This window comes from Ruegeria sp. H7 (assembly GCF_056532945.1).
The window spans coordinates 509,331-527,906 of the sequence record NZ_JBQFNZ010000001.1; the positions used below are offsets into that span (position 1 = coordinate 509,331).

The 18,576-nt window shown below is 60.5% G+C and carries 15 protein-coding genes; 6 read left to right on the forward strand and 9 right to left on the reverse strand.

The window, feature by feature from the left end:
• Window positions 1-5 precede the first annotated feature (5 nt).
• Window positions 6-1,172 (reverse strand): acetylornithine deacetylase, encoded by a 1,167-nt coding sequence (gene argE, locus ACR0AC_RS02400; protein ID WP_170451989.1) that lies wholly within the window; start codon window positions 1,170-1,172, stop codon window positions 6-8.
• A gap of 5 nt (window positions 1,173-1,177) precedes the next feature.
• The gene (locus ACR0AC_RS02405) at window positions 1,178-2,998 is read right to left on the reverse strand and encodes an ABC transporter ATP-binding protein (RefSeq protein WP_170451991.1); all 1,821 of its coding nucleotides are present in this window, start codon (window positions 2,996-2,998) and stop codon (window positions 1,178-1,180) included.
• Window positions 2,999-3,283: 285 nt separating this feature from the next.
• Here ACR0AC_RS02405 and ACR0AC_RS02410 point away from each other — a divergent pair, with 285 nt between their 5' ends.
• The 3 genes from ACR0AC_RS02410 (at window position 3,284) to ACR0AC_RS02420 (ending at window position 7,062) form a co-directional block, all read left to right on the forward strand.
• Window positions 3,284-4,990 (forward strand): peptide ABC transporter substrate-binding protein, encoded by a 1,707-nt coding sequence (locus tag ACR0AC_RS02410; protein WP_170451993.1) that lies wholly within the window; start codon window positions 3,284-3,286, stop codon window positions 4,988-4,990.
• 91 nt (window positions 4,991-5,081) lie between these two features.
• Window positions 5,082-6,089, forward strand: a complete 1,008-nt coding sequence (locus ACR0AC_RS02415; RefSeq protein WP_170523487.1) for an ABC transporter permease — start codon at window positions 5,082-5,084, stop codon at window positions 6,087-6,089.
• A complete protein-coding gene (locus ACR0AC_RS02420) occupies window positions 6,082-7,062 on the forward strand; it encodes an ABC transporter permease (RefSeq protein WP_170451997.1) in 981 nt (326 codons plus the stop codon). The genes ACR0AC_RS02415 and ACR0AC_RS02420 overlap by 8 nt, the downstream gene beginning before the upstream one ends.
• A gap of 6 nt (window positions 7,063-7,068) precedes the next feature.
• Here ACR0AC_RS02420 and ACR0AC_RS02425 read toward each other — a convergent pair whose 3' ends face one another.
• The 6 genes from ACR0AC_RS02425 to ACR0AC_RS02450 all read right to left on the reverse strand — a co-directional run bounded on the left by ACR0AC_RS02425 (window position 7,069) and on the right by ACR0AC_RS02450 (window position 13,792).
• Window positions 7,069-8,205, reverse strand: a complete 1,137-nt coding sequence (locus tag ACR0AC_RS02425; RefSeq protein ID WP_480871791.1) for an MFS transporter — start codon at window positions 8,203-8,205, stop codon at window positions 7,069-7,071.
• A gap of 67 nt (window positions 8,206-8,272) precedes the next feature.
• The gene (locus ACR0AC_RS02430; protein WP_480871792.1) at window positions 8,273-9,550 is read right to left on the reverse strand and encodes a DUF3422 family protein; all 1,278 of its coding nucleotides are present in this window, start codon (window positions 9,548-9,550) and stop codon (window positions 8,273-8,275) included.
• A gap of 107 nt (window positions 9,551-9,657) precedes the next feature.
• Window positions 9,658-10,014: a VOC family protein gene (locus ACR0AC_RS02435; protein ID WP_170621339.1), complete on the reverse strand. Its 357-nt coding sequence runs from the start codon at window positions 10,012-10,014 to the stop codon at window positions 9,658-9,660.
• Window positions 10,015-10,177: 163 nt separating this feature from the next.
• Complete coding sequence (locus tag ACR0AC_RS02440) at window positions 10,178-11,632, reverse strand: NAD(P)(+) transhydrogenase (Re/Si-specific) subunit beta (RefSeq protein ID WP_170622391.1); 1,455 nt, start codon at window positions 11,630-11,632, stop codon at window positions 10,178-10,180.
• A gap of 13 nt (window positions 11,633-11,645) precedes the next feature.
• On the reverse strand, window positions 11,646-13,217 hold the full coding sequence (locus tag ACR0AC_RS02445; RefSeq protein WP_170452007.1) for a Re/Si-specific NAD(P)(+) transhydrogenase subunit alpha: 1,572 nt from the start codon (window positions 13,215-13,217) through the stop codon (window positions 11,646-11,648).
• Between the two features lie 125 nt (window positions 13,218-13,342).
• Window positions 13,343-13,792: a methyltransferase family protein gene (locus tag ACR0AC_RS02450; RefSeq protein ID WP_170452009.1), complete on the reverse strand. Its 450-nt coding sequence runs from the start codon at window positions 13,790-13,792 to the stop codon at window positions 13,343-13,345.
• Window positions 13,793-13,964: 172 nt separating this feature from the next.
• Between ACR0AC_RS02450 and kynU the strand changes: the two genes are divergently transcribed.
• Window positions 13,965-15,158: a kynureninase gene (kynU, locus tag ACR0AC_RS02455; RefSeq protein WP_170452011.1), complete on the forward strand. Its 1,194-nt coding sequence runs from the start codon at window positions 13,965-13,967 to the stop codon at window positions 15,156-15,158.
• Here kynU and ACR0AC_RS02460 read toward each other — a convergent pair.
• Entirely contained in the window at window positions 15,151-15,729 is a 579-nt protein-coding gene (locus ACR0AC_RS02460; RefSeq protein ID WP_170452013.1) for a TetR/AcrR family transcriptional regulator, read from the reverse strand. The two genes, kynU and ACR0AC_RS02460, sit on opposite strands and share 8 nt — an antisense overlap.
• Before the next feature lie 99 nt (window positions 15,730-15,828).
• Here ACR0AC_RS02460 and ACR0AC_RS02465 point away from each other — a divergent pair, with 99 nt between their 5' ends.
• The gene (locus tag ACR0AC_RS02465) at window positions 15,829-16,293 is read left to right on the forward strand and encodes a (2Fe-2S)-binding protein (RefSeq protein WP_170452014.1); all 465 of its coding nucleotides are present in this window, start codon (window positions 15,829-15,831) and stop codon (window positions 16,291-16,293) included.
• A 3-nt stretch (window positions 16,294-16,296) separates the two neighbouring features.
• Window positions 16,297-18,537, forward strand: a complete 2,241-nt coding sequence (locus ACR0AC_RS02470; RefSeq protein ID WP_480871796.1) for a xanthine dehydrogenase family protein molybdopterin-binding subunit — start codon at window positions 16,297-16,299, stop codon at window positions 18,535-18,537.
• The last annotated feature ends 39 nt before the right edge of the window (window positions 18,538-18,576 follow it).

An 18,576-nucleotide genomic window follows, 5' to 3' on the forward strand; every position in this document is an offset into this window, starting at 1 on the left:
GCGGGTTAGCCCGTCAGCTTTTCCAGCAGCCGTTTCATAAATGCGTGGCCTGCTTCGAACTGCGCGACCGAGATAAACTCGTTCGGCTGATGCGCCTGCGCGATGTCGCCGGGGCCGCAGATGACAGCGGAATAGCCTGCTTCCTGAAACTGACCCGCCTCGGTGCCATAGCTGACCACGTGGCCGGCATTGTCGCCGGTCAGGGCGCGGACCAGGGCCTCGGCCTCCCCATCCTCTTCCGGCACCAGACCGGGGATCGAGAAGTTCTCGGACAGGTCGATCCGCGCCTCGGGGTGGACCGCCTGCATCCGTGCCTCGACCTCGCGCACCTGCTGGAAATACGCGTCGCGCCAATCGGCTTTTCGTTCGTCCGGGACAATGCGGAAGTCCATCATGAACCGGCAATCCTTGGCGGTAATGTTATGCGCCGTACCGCCTTCGATCATGCCCACATGCAGGGTCGACCATGGTGGGTTGAACACCGCAGCGGTATCGCTGGGCCTTGCCGCCTGATTACGTGCATTCTGATCATTTGCCCAATCGATCAGCGGCGCCGCCTGCATGATCGCATTGACACCGGTGTGCATGATCGAGCTGTGGACCTCGAACCCCACCATATGCGTGTCATAGCCAAAGCTGCCCTTGTGCCCTGTGACCGCCTGCATTGTCGAAGGCTCACCCACAATCACGGCAGAGCCTTTGGGCAGAACACCCTGCATCGCCTTGATCATGGGCGGCGCGCCGGTGCAGCCGATCTCTTCGTCGAAACTCAGCGCCAGTTGCAGCGGGCGTTGGAGGTTTGCGTAATGGCCTTCGACCAAGGCCCAGATGGCCAGCGCATCAAACCCCTTCATATCGCAGGTGCCACGCCCGAAATATTTGCCGTCTTTTTCGACAACGGTGAAGGGATCAGTGTCCCACGGTTGCCCGTCCACCGGCACCACATCCGTGTGGCCGGACAGGACTACCGCGCCTTCTTCCCACGGGCCGACATGGGCAAATACCGCCGCCTTGTGCGGCTGGTCCGGGTCGGGCCAGCGATGCGGTTCAATCCCATGTTCCCGCAGATAGCTTTCGACCCAATCAACCAGCGGCAGGTTGGTGTCACGGCTTACGGTCGGGAACGAGATCAGCTTGGTCATGATCTCAAGCGGCGTCAGGCGCTGTGCCATGGAATTTAGTACCCGCTATCCGTCGTCAGGATGAAATGGCCCGGTTCGACCTCATGATAGACCGAGGGTTCAGGCGTGTAGTCGATTGGATGAATTGGCGACGGGATCGGTTTGAAATTCAGGTCTTTTTCCGATTTCCGCTGGTTCGGATCGGCAATCGGAACCGCCTTCATCAGCGCCTGTGTATAGGGGTGCTGAGGGTTCTCGAACACCCGCGCGCGCGGCCCAAGCTCGACGATCCGGCCCAGATACATAACGCCGACATGGTGGCTGACCCGCTCGACCACGGCCATGTCGTGGCTGATGAACAGGTATGACAGGCTGAGTTCGGATTGCAGTTCCATCATCAGGTTCAGAACCTGCGCCTGCACCGACACGTCCAGCGCCGAGACCGCCTCATCCGCGATGATCAGCTTGGGGTTCAGGGCCAGTGCGCGGGCAATCGCGATCCGCTGACGCTGACCGCCCGACATCTCGTGCGGGAAGCGGCGCATGAAGCTGCGCGGCAGTTGTACCTTGTCGAACAATTGCGCCACGCGGTCCTGTAGTTCCGACCCGGTCGCGACGCCATAGTTGCGCATCGGTTCGGCCACCTGATCGACCAGTTGCATCTGCGGGTTCAGCGAGGCGAACGGGTCCTGAAAGATCATCTGCATGTCCAGCCGCGCCTTGCGCAGGCCGCCGGGATCCAGCTTCATGATATCGACGCCATCCAGATCGATCTCGCCCGCCATTGGCTCGACCAGACGCAGGATCGACCGCCCGGCCGAGGACTTACCACAGCCTGATTCGCCCACAAGGCTTAGCGTTTGACCGCGATTCAACGTAAAGGACACATCCTCGACCGCGTGAACGTTCGAAATCGTGCGGCGCAGCAACCCGCCTTTGACGGGGAAGCGTGTAGTCAGGTTTTTGACCGTCAGCAAAACCTCTTCGGTGCCGGGAATCGGGGCGATGGTCTGGCCTTCTACCCCCAGCAATTTCATCGGCTCGGGCGCGGATTTCCCCTGCATTTCCCCGAGCTTGGGCACCGCAGCCAACAGCGCCTTGGTGTAATCATGCTGCGGGTTTTCGAAGATTTCCTTGACGGTGCCTTCCTCGACCTTGTTGCCACGGAACATAACCACCACGCGGTCGGCCATCTGTGCCACCACAGCCATGTCATGGGTGATAAACATCACCGCCGTGCCGGTTTCCCGCTTCAACCGGTCCATCAGGGCCAGAATCTCGGCCTGAATGGTCACATCCAGCGCCGTGGTCGGCTCGTCCGCGATCAAAAGCCGGGGCTCGCACGCCATTGCCATCGCAATCACAACGCGCTGCCGCATTCCGCCGGACAGTTCATGCGGATATTGCTTCAAACGGCGTTCCGGCTCGGGAATCCTCACCTGACGCAGCAGTTCAAGGGCGCGTTCTTCGGCCTGAGTCTTGGACATATTCTTGTGGATGCGCAGACCTTCGGTCAGTTGTCGGCCCACGGTGAAAACCGGATTCAGGGCTGTCATCGGCTCCTGAAAGATCATTCCGATCTCGTTGCCGCGAATCTGTTTCATCAGATCCTGATCGGCTTTGGACAGGTCCATTTCGTCCCCGTCGCGGCGATCAAACAGCAATTCTCCGCCCGCGATTTCGCCGCCGCCAAACTCGACCAGCCGCATCAAAGACAGCGAGGAAACGGACTTGCCGGACCCGGATTCGCCAACGATACAAACGGTTTCGCCGGGCTTCACCTCGAACGAGACATCCTCGACGCCCACCACGGGGCCATCCTTGGTTTGGAACTCGACCCGAAGTTTTTTTATCTGGGCAATAGGTTGGTCCAGCACGTGCGCACTCCCCTTGGCAGGCTGATTTGTTCGAATGCCCGACGCTAAGGCGCTGAGGCGGGAAAAGTCAAACCCGTCGCAATTTTTCCCGACGGCAACCCTTGCTTTTTTCCAAAGTTCTGTTTCGATACCTCGCGTAACCGTGTTGGGGAGAATACGGCATCACAAAAATGCGAACTGATTTTGCGATATGAAATCAGCGTCTTACCCCCATTGCGGCAACGCCTAATCCGCAGGCCTTGCGGAGAAAATCGAGACACGCAAGTGTCCAACATGGAGTGTATGATGAAAATCAAAGCCCTTTTGCTTGGTGCGATCGCAAGCACGGCGATGGCCCCAATGGCCTTTGCCGAGCGCGGCTCGGACGGCAATGTAAGCATCATCTATTGGCAAGCACCCTCGATCCTGAACCCGTTCCTGTCGGGCGGTACCAAGGATGTGGAATCAGCTTCGCTGGTGATCGAACCGCTGGCGCGCTACGACCAGGACGGCAACATGGTGCCCTTCCTGGCATCGGAAATTCCGACCGTCGAAAATGGTGGTGTCAGCGAGGATCTGACCTCGATCACATGGAAGATCGCACCGGGAATCACCTGGTCGGACGGCACTCCGTTCACTTCGGCAGACGTGAAATTCACTGCTGACTACTGCATGCACCCGGAAGGCGGTTGTGCTCAGGTCACCAAGTTCGAGGGCGTCACCTCGGTCGAAGCGGTGGATGATCTGACCGTCAAAGTCACTTTCGACAAACCGACCCCCTTCCCTTACGGCCCGTTCGTGGGCGGTGAAAGCCCGATCATTCAGGCCGCTCAGTTCGCAGACTGCCTGGGTGCGAAGGCCCCGGAATGCACCGACCAGAACTTTAACCCGATCGGAACCGGCCCGTTTGTCGTTACCGAGTTCAAGCCGAACGACGTGATCACATTTGCAGCCAATGACAACTATCGTGACCCGGCGAAACCGGCCTTCGCGACCGTGACCTTCAAGGGCGGCGGCGATGCAACGGCTGCCGGTCGTGCGGTCATGGAAACCGGCGAGTTCGATTACGCCTGGAACCTGCAGCTTGCGCCCGAAGTGATCGCGCAGATGCAAGAAGGCGGCAAGGGCACCCCGGTCGCAGGCTTTGGCCCGCTGGTCGAGCGTATCATGCTGAACCAGACCAACCCGTCGCCCGACCTGCCGGAAGGTGAGCGTTCAACGGCTGCGCATCCGCACCCGTTCCTGCAGGACCCGGCCGTCTACAAGGCGCTGTCCATGGCAATCGACCGGCCGCTGCTGGTTGAGATCGGCTACGGTCAGGCGGGTAAAGTGACTTGTAACTGGGTTCCGGCCCCCGCCGCGTTCAACTCGACCTCGATGAGCTGCGACACGCAGGACATCGAAGGCGCGAAGAAGCTGCTGGATGATGCCGGTATTGTGGACAGCGACGGCGATGGCGTCCGCGAAAAAGACGGCGTTCCGCTGAAAATCGTCTATCAGACCTCGACCAACGCCGTCCGTCAGGACTTCCAGGCGCTGATCAAGGAATGGTGGAGCCAGATCGGTGTCGAAACCGAACTGCGCAACATCAACGCATCGGTCTTCTTCGGTGGTGACCCGGGTTCGCCCGACACGTTCCAGAAGTTCTACGCCGACGTTGAAATGTACGCCAACACCTTCAACGGCACCGATCCGCAGTCCTATCTGGGCAACGGCCTGTGCGACAAGGCTCCGCGTCCGGACACGCAGTGGCAGGGTGAGAACATCAGCCGCTTCTGCAACGAAGAGTTCGACAAGCTGCATGGTCAGCTGGCCGAAACCGCCGGTCTGGAGGCCCGTGCCGAGATCGCGAAGCAGCTGAACGACATCATGGTTCAGAACGGCGGCATGATCCCGCTGGTGCACCGTGGTCGTCTGTCGGCACATGCAAACACGCTGGGTGGCGTTGTCCTGAACGTTTGGGACAGCGAACTTTGGAATATCGCTGACTGGTACCGCAAGACCGGTTCCTAAGCGTTAGCCTTGCAAAGCCGCGCCCCGATCTTCGGGGCGCGGCCCTTTGCACACCACTCCAACAAGAAGACGCATATAAAGGCGCCTCTTAATGCTCAATTTTACCATCAGACGACTGGTGCTGGCCGTACCCACGCTGCTGTTCATCAGCCTCGTCATCTTCCTGCTCCTCGAACTCGCACCCGGCGACCCGATGGCGCAGGTTCCGCTTACCGTCCCCCCCGAAGTCAAAGAGAAGATGCGCGAGGCGCTTGGCCTTGGCCAGCCGATGCATATCAGGTTCTGGAAATGGATCGTGCAGTTCTTCTGGATCGAACCGCAGGTGCTGGTCGACCATATGTTCGGCACCACCTTCTCGGAAGGTGATCTGCGAGTGATTTCGTGGCAGACCCGCTCGCCCGTCATGGACATCGTCGTTCAGCGTATCCCGCAGACCCTGTGGGTTGTCGGCACCGCCTATGTGGTCGCCATCCTGATCGCCCTGCCCATCGGCATTTATTCCGCTTATCGCCAGTATTCGTGGTTCGACCAGATGGGCACCTTCGTGTCGATGGTCGGCTTCTCGGTCCCGCCGTTTTTCTCGGGCGTTCTGGTGATCGTGATCTTCTCGGTGCAACTGGGCTGGTTCCCGTCGATCTATGACACAACTCTTGTGGTCAACAGTTGGGACAGCTTCATGCTGCAGCTGAAACAGATGATCATGCCCGTCATGGTTCTGGCACTACAGATCACGGCACAGCTTAGCCGCTTCATGCGTGCGTCAATGCTGGACAACCTCAATCAGGATTACGTCCGCACCGCCCGTGCCAAGGGCCTCAGTGAATATACGGTCGTAATGGTGCATGTCCTGCGCAACTCGATGATCCCCGTGGTCACCGTGATCGCGCTGGGTATTCCGGCCATCTTCGGCGGCGCCATCATCACCGAGCAGGTGTTCAAGGTGAACGGCATCGGCCAATTGCTGATCGGGGCCATTCAGGCCAACGACCTGCCGATGGTGCAGACCCTGACCTTCATCTTTGCCGTGCTGATCGTTCTGTTCAACCTGATCGCAGACGTGCTCTACGGCATTCTGGACCCGAGGATTCGCTATGACTGATCATGATCGTACCGATACGCTGGTCCCGGATGAAGGCATTGCGCCAGCGTCCACCGCCCTGCCAACTGCAGGCGTGATGGACGACCTGACCACCCCGCCGCGCAGTCAGTGGCGCGACGTGTGGGATCAGTTCAAGACCCACAAGGGCGCGATGATCGGGGCGATGCTGTTCATCTTTATCGTCGCTGCCGTCTATCTTGGCCCCTATGTCTGGACCATCGATCCGACGCAGATCGACATTCGGGCGCGCAATCAGGGGCCAAGCTGGGCGCACCCGTTTGGCACTGACCAACTGGGCCGAGATATTCTGGCGCGGATGATGTCCGGCGGGCAGACCTCGGTCTCGGTGGGTATCACCGCGATGTTGCTGGCGCTGTTCCTGGGCTCGTTCATCGGCGTGGTCGCCGGGTTCTTCAAACGGCTCGACGGACCGCTGATGCGCCTGACCGATCTGTTCCTGGCCCTGCCCCTGCTGCCCCTGCTGCTGGTCATGATGCTGCTGTTCCGCGAGCCCTTGTCGGCGGCCTTCGGGCTGGAGCGTGGGATCTTCATCCTGATCGTCTGCGCCATCGGCATCACCTCATGGATGCCCACCGCACGGATCGTGCGGGGCGACGTGTTGGCGATCAAGGAACGTGAATTCGTTCTGGCCGCGCGTTCTATAGGCACCAGCAACACGCAGATCATCACGCGGCATATCCTGCCCAATGTGCTGTCCCCGATCATGGTGTCGGCCACTTTGGGCATTGCAACCGCGATCATCACCGAAAGCGCGTTGTCCTTCCTTGGGCTGGGCTTCCCGCCCGACTTCCCGACCTGGGGCCGCCTGCTGTTTGATGGTGTCGATTACCTGCAGCAATACCCCGAACGTGTGTTCTGGCCCGGCCTTGCGATCTCGCTCACCGTGCTCAGCGTCAACTACCTGGGCGACGGCCTGCGCGACGCGCTGGATCCGCGTATTCGCGGGCGTTAAGCGAACTCAGTCGGCGCGCCTTAGCGCGCCGGCACACACCACGATCAGAACGGCAAGCGGCAGCAATACGGCAAACGCCATCCGCAGCGTCAGCAACTCGGCCAGAAACCCGATCAGCGGCGGCCCGATCAACAGCCCCCCATAACCAAGCGTAGCAACACTGGCGATGGCCTGCCCCGGCGGTATCTGCGGATCATTGGCCGCCCGGCTGAACGCCAATGGCATGATCACCGCATAGCCCACACCCATCAAAGTGAATCCCACCAGCGCCAAAGGCGCGGCCCCTGCCGAGACCACGCAGAACACACCCACCGCCGCAAAGACGCCACCGCCGCGCGCCGCCGCAACCGGCCCGACCCGCGCAATAAGAAAGCCTCCGGCCAGCCTGCACACCACCATCGCGACCGAGAAGACCGCATAGCCCAACGCCGCAACGCTCTCAGCCGCTCCGGTGACATCGCGCAGGAACAAGGCGCTCCAATCGGCGACTGCGCCTTCCCCTAGCGCGCCGCACAGCGCCGTGAAGCCAACAAGGATCAACACGCCGGACGGGAGGGCAAAAACCGCGCCATGCGATTGTTCTGCCCGGCGAGACGTCCACTGCACCCAGGACAGCGCCAATGCCAAAGCCACGACGACAGCACCTGCGGCAAGAAAGTGCTGCAACACGTTCATCTGCAACTGAACCGCGGCATATCCGCTGATGGCCCCCAGCCCTGCCCCAAGGCTCCACATCGCGTGGAATGAGGACATGAGCGGTTTGTCAAAGGCCTGCTCGACCTCAGCCGCCCAGGCATTCATGGCCACGTCCATCGACCCGTGGAAGGCTCCAAACAGAAACAGAAAGGCGGCTAACATGGTGAAACTGTCCGCCATCGCCAACAGGATCAGGGACCCGGTATAAAGAACGGCTATGATCCGGGTGATCGCAACTGCCCCGAACCGGTCGGTCAGCCGCCCGGTGATGGGAAAGGAACACACTGCCCCCGCCGCCATGAACAGCAGACCATAGCCCAAGTCTTCGTGGCTGAGTTGCAGGTGGTCACGGACGGCAGGAATACGGGACGCCCAGATGCCAAACAGGGCACCGTTCAGAATGAACATCGCGGTCACAGCCCGCCATGCCGACACAACACTGATCATTTGAACGCTCCGATTGGCTTTCTGCCCGGCCACTACTACAAAGCCCAAGGGCTTGCGCAAGCGTCGTTCACTCCAACCGCTTGCGAATCCGGCGCACCGCGAACCACACTGCCAGAATGACAGGCAAGGTTATCAGCGCGGTCAATGTGCCCTTGCTCAACCCCGCGGACGTCAGCGGGAACAACAGGTAACTGACCAGCGAAACCGCATAATAGCTGATCGCAACAACCGACAGCCCCTCGACCGTGTGCTGCAAACGCAGGGCCAGATCAGCGCGGCGATCCATGCTTTCCAGCAATGCCTGATTCTGCGCGCTGCGCTCTACATCCACCCGCGTTCGCAGAAGATCGCCCGCCCGGATTGCCCTGTCCGACAAGGTTTGCAGCCGCTTTTCGGTGGATTTTACGGTTCGAATGGCCGGATCGTATCGGCGCATCATGAAGTCCGCAAAGCTCTGCCCGCCCTGAAACCGTTCTTCCCGCAGCACCTCAATGCGCTGGTTTACGATGGCTTCATAGGCACCGGTGGCCCCAAAGCGAAAGGCACAGCGGGCCGACAATGTCTCCAACTCGGTTGAAGTTGTCAGAAGATCGGGCAGCAGATCGTCGGGATGTTTGCTGCCGTCTGTCATCTCGACCATCAGCTCGGACAACCGTTTGTCCAACTCACCAATGCGCGGCATCAGGGTTTTGACCCGCGCAAAGCCAAGCATCGACATGGCTTTGTAGGTTTCGATTTCACACAGGCGCTGGATGACCCGCCCGGTGCGCCTGTTGCCGGTTCCGTCCGAGACAAACAGGGCAAAGCGCATATGCCCGGCCGGATCGATGCGAAAATCACTGGCGCAAATGGCCGCGCCATCCAGAACACCGGCAACGGCCAGACTCTCGGGTTCGAACCAGTCCAGCAGTTGCGTCCTGATCTGCGCGTCATCCGGGCGCGGTACAACGCGCATCAGAATCGAGGTCACCCGTTGGCCCGGGCTGGACATCAGCCAATCAGGCGGAAAGACCTCAAAATCGGCGGGATTGAACGCCCGGTCGCTCACGTTCGGCGTAATGGCCGTGTATGTGACAAACTCGGTGTGCTGTTCCCATTTCAACCAATGACGACCGATCTGACCCGCATAATGCGTTGCTGCGGGCTGCGGATGCGGTGCCCCGTGACGATCCAGAAGATCCGTCAGATGAGCGATATCGTCGCTCTTGTCCCGACCGGCTGCATCAACCGGCATTTTGATCGCAAGGAAGGCAACCGTGCAGGGCACCTGAGCAACCGGAAAGGGCCGCGCATGCAGCTCATTGGCCAGCGCATAGCGCAATGGGTGGTCCTGAATGGGTGTCATAGATCGCTCCGTACCGTGCCACGGACTATATGCGATCCAGCGAATACATCAATTCTCTTTTTATTTCATATACTTACATGAATGCAACGGCATACAAATCCGCTATCTCATTGATTTGGTTGCCACAGTTCAATCGGATTGCCTTCAGGGTCGTGAATTCGGGCGAACTTGCCCACCTCGCTGTCCCAGTCCGGGTTGGTTTCCACAGCGATCCCCGCCGCCTGAAGTTGTTCAGTCAGGGCTGCAAGATCATCGACCCGAAAGTTGATCATCCATTGCTGCTCGGCCCTGCCGAAATATTCGGTGTCCTCAGCAAACGGAGCAAAGACCGTATAGCCTTCGCGCTGCTTCCAGGGGGCGGGGTCATAGTGGTTGACGCCCAAATGTGTCTCGTACCAGGCACTCAGCGCTTTTGGGTCGCGCGCGCGGAAGAACACGCCACCGATGCCATTTACCTTTTCCATCTCCGACCTCCTGCATAGTTTGGTTCCGACCCAGATTACCACATTCCGCCCGCTTCATCTGACCACAAATACCCTGGGGTTTTGGGGGCAAAGCCCCCATTCAAACGCAAAAAGAAAAGGGCGCCCATTGGCGCCCTTTGCGTTTGGATTACGACCCGTTTGATCAATCGATCATGGGCAGCAGCTTGTCCAGTGACTGTTTGGCGTCGCCATAGAACATGCGGGTGTTTTCCTTGAAGAACAGCGGGTTTTCGATGCCCGAATAGCCGGTGCCCTGACCACGTTTCGACACGAACACCTGCTTGGCCTTCCAGCATTCCAGAACCGGCATTCCGGCGATGGGGCTGTTGGGGTCTTCCTGCGCCGCAGGGTTCACGATGTCGTTCGAACCGATGACAATGGCCACATCCGTTTCCGGAAAGTCATCGTTGATCTCGTCCATCTCCAGCACGATGTCATAGGGCACCTTGGCTTCGGCCAGCAGCACGTTCATGTGGCCCGGCAGACGGCCCGCGACCGGGTGGATCGCAAAACGCACCTCTTTGCCCTTGGCGCGCAGCTTGCGGACCAGTTCGGACACCGACTGCTGCGCCTGCGCAACCGCCATGCCGTAACCGGGGATGATGATCACGCTGTCGGCCTCGTTCAGGGCAGCGGCCACGCCATCGGCGTCAATGGCCACCTGCTCGCCCTCAACGGCCATCTGCTCGCCCTGCGGGCCTCCAAAGCCGCCCAGGATCACGCTGACAAAGTGACGGTTCATCGCCTTGCACATGATGTAGGACAGGATCGCACCGGACGAGCCCACCAGCGCGCCAACCACGATCAGCAGGTCGTTGCCGAGGCTGAAGCCGATCGCCGCAGCCGCCCAGCCCGAGTAGCTGTTCAGCATCGACACAACCACCGGCATGTCGGCCCCGCCGATGCCCATGATCAGGTGATAGCCGATGAACAGCGCCGCCAGTGTCATCAGGATCAGCGGCAGCAGACCGCCCGACATAGTGTACCAGACCAGACAGATCAGCGACAGACCAGCAGCCGCCGCATTCAGCGCATGACCGCCGGGCAGCTTGGTCGCCGCCGAGGTCACCTTGCCCGCCAGCTTGCCATAGGCCACGACCGACCCGGTAAAGGTGATCGCACCGATGAAGATGCCCAGGAACAGCTCGACATGCAGGATCGCCAGCTCGGCCGAGGTTTTCTTGGCGATCAGCTTGGCAAACGCGCCCAGATCGCTCAGATCCGCCTGAGACGCGCTGTCGGCAATCGCCATGACCTGCGCCACGTTGCCGATCTCAAAATGCGCGTTGAAGCCCACAAACACAGCCGCCAGACCCACCAGCGAGTGCATCGCGGCCACCAGCTGCGGCATCTCGGTCATCTGGACGCGCTGCGCCACATATTGACCGATCAGACCACCGCCCGCGATCAGCAGCAGCGACAGCAGCCACAGACCCGAACCGGGGCCAACCAGCGTGGCAAAGACCGCCAGCGCCATACCGACGATGCCATACCAGACCGCGCGCTTGGCGCTTTCCTGGTTCGACAGACCGCCGAGCGAAAGGATGAACAGAACAGCCGCAACAACATAGGCGGCAGTGGTGAAGCCAAATTCCATGTGCCCGGCCTCCTTAAGATTTCTGGAACATGGCGAGCATGCGCCGGGTTACGAGGAAGCCGCCGAAGATGTTGATCCCGGCCATGAAGACAGACAGCGCCGCCAGCAGAATAACCAGGAACGAGCCCGATCCGATCTGCATGAGCGCCCCAACGATGATGATCGACGAGATCGCGTTGGTGATCGCCATCAGCGGAGTGTGCAGCGAATGTGCGACGCCCCAGATCACCTGGAAGCCCACGAAGATGGCCAGCACAAAGACAATGAAGTGCTGCATGAAGCTGGCCGGAGCGATCAGCCCCACCAGCAGCATCAGCGCGCCGCCGACCCCCAGCAGGGTGAACTGCTGTTTGGTCTGCGCTTTGAAGGCCGCAATTTCCTGCGCCTTTTTCTCTTCCGGGGTCAGTTCCTTGACCTCGGGTTTCTTCTGCGCCGCAATCGCCTGCACTTTCGGCGGTGGCGGCGGGAAGGTGATCTCGCCCTCATGGGTCACGGTCGCGCCGCGGATCACGTCATCTTCCATGTTGTGATTGATCTGGCCGTCCTTTTCAGGCGTCAGGTCAGTCATCATGTGACGGATGTTCGTCGCATAAAGCGACGAGGACTGCGCCGCCATCCGACTGGGGAAGTCGGTATAGCCGATGATGGTCACGCCATTGTCGGTCACGATCTTCTCATCCGCCACGGTCAGCTTGCAGTTGCCGCCCTTTTCCGCCGCAAGGTCAACGATGACCGAGCCCGGCTTCATGCTTTCGACCATGTCCTTGGTCCAAAGCTCAGGCGCTTCGCGGTTCGGGATCAGCGCCGTGGTGATGACGATATCCATTTCTGGCGCCAACTCACGGAACTTGGCCAGCTGCGCGTTGCGGAATTCTTCCGACTGAACGCTGGCATAGCCGCCGGTGGCCGCGCCATCCTGCTGCTGTTCCTCAAAATCCAGATAGACGAACTCGGCGCCCATCGATTCGACCTGCTCGGCCACTTCGGGGCGCACGTCGAACGCATAGGTGATCGCACCCAGCGAGGTCGAGGTCCCGATCGCCGCCAGACCAGCCACACCGGCCCCCACGATCAGCACCTTGGCAGGCGGCACCTTACCCGCCGCCGTCACCTGACCGGTGAAGAACCGGCCAAAGTTGTTGCCCGCCTCAATGACCGCACGATAACCGGCGATATTGGCCATCGAGGACAGCGCGTCCATCTTCTGCGCGCGGCTGATCCGAGGCACCATCTCCATCGCGATCACATTCGCGCCCTTGGATTTGGCCAGCTCCATGCCTTCTTCGTTCCCGGCAGGGTTGAAGAAGGAAATCAGGGTCTTGCCCTTGGTCAGACGCTTGAGTTCCGTCGCATTCGGCTGGCGCACCTTGGCAACAATGTCAGCCTCTTTCCACAGCGCCGCCGCGGTCTTCACAACCTCAACACCCGCCGCCTCATAAACCGCATCCGAAAACCCGGCCGCAGCCCCCGCACCCGTCTCAATCAGGCACGCATACCCCAGCTTCTGCAACTGAACCGCAGACTCAGGCGTCATCGCAACCCGATTCTCACCCTCATATATCTCTCTTGGTGTGCCTATTTTCACTGGCAATCTCCCGTGGTTCCAAGGCCGAGCAGGTCCTCGGTATTGATTGTTAAGAAAACGTGTATCTCGCGCAATTTTATTTCGCAAGCGCAGCATTTGTTACGTTGTGTCATTGCCGCCCCCTCCTAAACCCAGCGCCGTGTCTTGCGTTCGTAGCGGGCGAAATCAGCGCGAAAGGTGCGGCGCAGCCGGTCTTCTTCGGGCAGAATGAAGCGCCGCTCCAACACCCAGACAAAGATCGGGACAAGGGCAAGCGACACGACCGCGTCGAACCGCAGGATCAGCCCTGCCAAAATAAGAACGTCGCCCAGATAGATCGGGTTGCGGCTGCGCTTGTAGATGCCGGACTGCACCATCGCGCTGGGCGTTCCATGGGGGATGACGGTGGTCTGATGCCGCCGAAACTCGACAACGGCCAGGACCGCCAGAAGGATGCCGCCGCCGATCAGCACTCCGCTGATCAGATCGGTCAGCCCCCCGTCAAGCGACAGACCAAAGCTGAGGAACCGCGCCTGCAGCCAGGCCAACAGGACAAAACCCGCAAGCCAAACAGGGGGAACATCGATCCAGCGCATCGCAATCCTCGAAGATTGACGCCACGTAAGGGCACGTGTCGTTTCTGGGCGCTGTCCTATCGTTTTCAGGCCAAAATAGCAAAACCTCAGTATGTCGCATCAATGGACAGGGCGGCGGGGATCGTTTACGCCCAAGGTAACCCGCGACTTTGAAACGATAAAGTGAGCTGCCATGACTGATTTCGCCGCAACCAAGGCCATGTTCACGCTGCCAGATGGCATGGTGTATCTGGACGGGAACTCTTTGGGGCCTGTACCCAAAGGGGCGGCCGACCGGGTTCAGGCCATGATGTCCGACGAATGGGGCCAGATGCTGATCACGGGCTGGAACAAGGCCGGTTGGATGGGGATGCCGGTAGGTCTGGGCGACCGGATCGGGCGGCTGATCGGGGCCGAACCCGGCAGCGTTGTTGTCGGCGACACGTTATCGATCAAGGTTTATCAGGCGGTTGCCTCGGCTTTGGAACTGAACCCGGACCGCCGGGTTGTGCTGTCGGACAATGGCAACTTCCCGTCCGATCTGTATATGGCCGACGGGCTGTTACGATCGCTCGGCGCGGACTACGAACTGCGCGTGGTTGAGCCCGAACAGGTGGCCGAAGCGATCACGGATGAGATCGCCGTTCTGATGCTGACCGAGGTCGATTACCGCACCGGGCGGATGCATGACATGAAAGCGCTGACCGACCAGGCCCATGCCAAAGGCGTGGTGACGGTTTGGGATCTGGCGCATTCGGCAGGTGCGATCCCGGTGGATCTGGCCGGGTGCAATGCCGATTTCGCCGTCGGCTGTACGTATAAATATCTCAACGGCGGACCGGGTGCTCCCGCCTTTATCTACGTCGCGCCGCGCCTTTCTGACCAGGTGCGCCCGGCCTTGTCCGGCTGGTTGGGCCACGAGGCTCCGTTTGCCTTTGATCTGGATTATCGCCCCGGCGCCGGGATCGAACGGATGCGGGTCGGGACCCCGCCGGTTATTCAGATGACCGCCCTGTCGGCAGCGATGGACATCTGGGACATGGCCGAGATGGCGGATGTTCGCACCAAGTCCATTGAACTGACCCAGCGCTTTATTACCCGCGTCGAGGCCACCTGCCCTGATCTGGAACTTGCCAGTCCCCGTGATCCGGCCCAGCGCGGCAGCCAGATCTCATTCCGGTTCTCTGACGGTTATGCCGCGATGCAGGCGCTTATTGCCCGTGGCGTGATCGGAGATTTCCGGGCCCCGGACATCATGCGCTTTGGGTTCACACCGCTTTACATCGATGAAGGGGATGTGGATTGGGCCGTCGAAATACTGGCGGATATCATGAGCAACCGGCTTTGGGACCGGCCCGAATACAAGATCCGCCAGCGGGTTACCTGACCTCCAACCCGGCCCCGATCAACGCCGCCAACTGGGCAATGCGCTGTTCAAAATCCTGAGCGCTGGATGAGGTCAGCTTGATGCCCTTCAGGCTTGCTGTAATGGTCGTGGCCGTCTCATGCGGCGCGTCGAAGATTTGCGCGCGGCCTTCGGCTTGCATCCTGGTCAGCCACGCGGCGAAAAGATCGGTCAGATCGGCCTCACCCTGTTCGACAATGTCGGTCGACATCGATTTGGTCGTATCCAGCATTTCGACCCCGTGGGGCGAGGCCAGAATAGCCGCCATACCATCCATTTGTGCCCTGACAGCTGACGCAAGAATATCCGAAACCGATCCTTCGCCCGCCAGAGCCTTGGCCACGGCGGCAATCTTCTCTGCGTAATGCAGTTGCGTCAGCTCGCGAACGATCGCCTCTTTGTTCTTGTAGTGCAGATAGACAGCAGGGCGGGACATTCCAGCGCCGCGCGCTATGTCGTCCATCGAGGTCTTGCGGAAGCCATAGCTGGAAAACGCCTGAAACGCCGAGTCCAGGATGGCCTTTTGCCGCTTGTCTTCACTTGAATCCTTCATTCCCGAAGCTCTGACAGTTTTCGTCTATTTTGTCAATTGACATACTGACACTTTTCACCAATTATGTCATAAACTGCCACAGCGAGCGAGAGGTGTGCCATGGCGACCACCCTGAAAATCAACGGAACAGCGCATCAGGTTGACCTGCCTGATGACGTCCCCCTGCTTTGGGTTTTGCGCGACGAGGTCGGATTGACCGGCACCAAATTCGGCTGCGGCGTCGCTGCCTGCGGGGCCTGCACGGTTCATATCGATGGCGAGGCTGTTCGATCCTGTCAGGTCGCCCTGTCGGATGTCTGGGGCGATGTGACCACGATCGAAGGCGTCGGCAGCCCCGCGGCGATGTCGGCGATCCAGCAGGCTTGGGTTGACCATCAGGTGGCGCAATGCGGCTACTGCCAGTCCGGGCAGATCATGCAGGCGGCGGCATTGCTGGCCGAAAACCCCTCGCCCACGGACACTGACATTGACGAGGCGATGCAGGGCAACCTGTGCCGCTGTGGCACCTACCCCCGCATCCGCGCAGCGATCCACGACGCTGCTGGCAAGTTGAAGGAGGCGTAAGTTATGGGCAAAGTTGGAAAAATCCTGCGCCGCACCTTCCTGATCGGGTCTGCCGCTATTGTTGGCGGCGTGGCCTTTGGGGCCTATTACGTCACCCGGCCCGCCGCCAACCCGCTGAAACCCGGCGACGGCGAGGCCGCGCTGAACCCGTTCATCCTGATCGACCAGAACGGCGTGACGCTGTTTGCCCCCCGCGCCGAGATGGGACAGGGCGTGCAAACCACCTGGGCCGCGTTGATTGCCGAGGAGTTGGACGTCGATCTGGACCAGATCACCGTTCTGCATGGCCCTGCAGCGGCGGCCTATTACAACTCGGCCCTGATTGGTGAAGGTCTGCCCAACAAGGGCTACGATATCTCGAATTTCCAGCACAATCTGGGCGAGGCTCTGGGCGTTCTGGGCAGAACACTCAGCCTGCAGGTCACCGGCGGTTCGACCTCGATGAAGGACGGGTTCGAACGAATGCGTCAGGCCGGGGCATCGGCGCGGGAGACGCTGAAACGGGCTGCGGCGGACCGGTTGGGCGTTGACCCCTCGCAACTGCAAACCGCCTCGGGCCATGTGATCGCCCCCAATGGCGACAAGATCGCATATACCGAGCTTGCGATGGACGCCGCCGGATTGGAGCCGGTCGAGGTGCCCCTGCGCGATCCGTCCGAATGGCGCTATCTTGGTCAGACCCAGCCGCGTCTGGATATGGTGGAAAAGGCCACCGGCACCGCTGAATTCGGCGTCGATGTGCGCCTGCCCGGCATGAAATTCGCCGCCGTTCGTATGAACCCCAAACTGGGCGGAGCGATGAACGGCTTTGATGACAGCACCGCAAAATCCATGCCCGGCGTCGAACAGATCGTCGATCTGGGCACCGGCGTTGCGGTCATTGCCAACAACACCTGGCTCGCCAATCAGGCGGTCGAGGCCATCGAGGTCGACTGGGGCGACGCGCCCTATCCGCCCGACACCGATGGTATCTTCGCCAAGATCGCCGAAGCCTTTGACGACTCGCCGAACTCGACCATGCGCGACGACGGCGATGTCAGCGTCACGCCCGAAGGCGCAACCGAGATCACGGCGGAATACCAGCTGCCCTACCTCGCCCACGCGACGATGGAGCCGATGAACGCCACTGCGCTTTACACCGGAGACGCGCTGGAGCTGTGGTGCGGCAATCAGGCCCCGACCCTGATCCAGTTCCGCGTCGCCAACACCGCCGGACTAGAGACCGAGCAGGTGCAGATTCACACCACCTATCTGGGCGGCGGATTCGGTCGGCGCGGAGAGCTGGACTTTGGCGAGATCGCCACCAAGGTTGCCATGGCCATGCCCGGAACCCCGGTGCAAACCACCTGGAGCCGCGAAGAAGACATGCGCCACGACTATTTCCGCCCCGGCGCCATCGCCCGGATGCGGGGCGCGGTTCAGGACGGCAAGGCAGTTCTGATCGACGGTCAAGTGGCGGCACAATCCTGCACGCAGCAGGCGGTCGGGCGCTACACCGGCCTTCCCGGCGCGGGTCCGGACAAGGTGCTGGTCGAAGGGTTCTTTAACCAGCCCTACGCCGTTCCGAACTATCGCATGAGCGGCCATATCGCCGATCTGAATGTCCCCGTTGGCTTCTGGCGCTCGGTCGGGAACAGCCACAACGGGTTTTTTCATGAAACCTTCATGGACGAACTGGCCCACGCCGCTGGCCGCGATCCGCTGGAATTCCGGCTGGAGTTGATGAAGGGCGAACATGCACCCTCGGCCGGTTGCCTGGAAGCAGTGAAAGAAATGTCCGGCTGGACGGGTCAAACACCCAACGGCGTCGGGCGCGGCGTGGCCTTTACGTACAGCTTCGGAACACCTGTGGCTCAGGTCATCGAAGTGGTCGACGAAGACGGCACCATCCGCATCAACAAAGCGTGGATCGCCTGCGACATGGGGCTGGCGCTGGACCCGGAAAACGTCAAGGCCCAGTTGTTTGGCGGCATGATGTATGGCCTGTCGGCGGCCTGTTACGGCGAGATCACCTTTGCCGAAGGCGAGGTCGAGCAGTACAACTTCCCCGACTACGACGCGATCCGCATGCACACAGCCCCGCAGGTCGAGGTGCGCGTGCTGGAAACCAACCGTCATATGGGCGGCGCGGGCGAGCCCGGCACGCCGCCTTCAATGCCAGCACTAGGCAACGCACTGTTCGACCTGACCGGCGAACGCGCCCGCACCCTGCCGTTGATGAAGCAGTTCAATCTGCTGATCTGAGCGAACACCCCGGTCCTGTCCGTACAGGGCCGGGGATCA

Excerpts from the sequence above, each read along its gene's own strand:
- argE (WP_170451989.1), bottom strand. The coding sequence starts at position 1,172 with ATGGCACAGCGCCTGACGCCGCTTGAGATCATGACCAAGCTGATCTCG.
- ACR0AC_RS02410 (WP_170451993.1), top strand. The coding sequence starts at position 3,284 with ATGAAAATCAAAGCCCTTTTGCTTGGTGCGATCGCAAGCACGGCGATG.
- ACR0AC_RS02415 (WP_170523487.1), top strand. The coding sequence starts at position 5,082 with ATGCTCAATTTTACCATCAGACGACTGGTGCTGGCCGTACCCACGCTG.
- ACR0AC_RS02420 (WP_170451997.1), top strand. The coding sequence starts at position 6,082 with ATGACTGATCATGATCGTACCGATACGCTGGTCCCGGATGAAGGCATT.
- ACR0AC_RS02425 (WP_480871791.1), bottom strand. The coding sequence starts at position 8,205 with ATGATCAGTGTTGTGTCGGCATGGCGGGCTGTGACCGCGATGTTCATT.
- ACR0AC_RS02430 (WP_480871792.1), bottom strand. The coding sequence starts at position 9,550 with ATGACACCCATTCAGGACCACCCATTGCGCTATGCGCTGGCCAATGAG.
- ACR0AC_RS02435 (WP_170621339.1), bottom strand. The coding sequence starts at position 10,014 with ATGGAAAAGGTAAATGGCATCGGTGGCGTGTTCTTCCGCGCGCGCGAC.
- ACR0AC_RS02440 (WP_170622391.1), bottom strand. The coding sequence starts at position 11,632 with ATGGAATTTGGCTTCACCACTGCCGCCTATGTTGTTGCGGCTGTTCTG.
- ACR0AC_RS02450 (WP_170452009.1), bottom strand. The coding sequence starts at position 13,792 with ATGCGCTGGATCGATGTTCCCCCTGTTTGGCTTGCGGGTTTTGTCCTG.
- kynU (WP_170452011.1), top strand. The coding sequence starts at position 13,965 with ATGACTGATTTCGCCGCAACCAAGGCCATGTTCACGCTGCCAGATGGC.
- ACR0AC_RS02460 (WP_170452013.1), bottom strand. The coding sequence starts at position 15,729 with ATGAAGGATTCAAGTGAAGACAAGCGGCAAAAGGCCATCCTGGACTCG.
- ACR0AC_RS02465 (WP_170452014.1), top strand. The coding sequence starts at position 15,829 with ATGGCGACCACCCTGAAAATCAACGGAACAGCGCATCAGGTTGACCTG.
- ACR0AC_RS02470 (WP_480871796.1), top strand. The coding sequence starts at position 16,297 with ATGGGCAAAGTTGGAAAAATCCTGCGCCGCACCTTCCTGATCGGGTCT.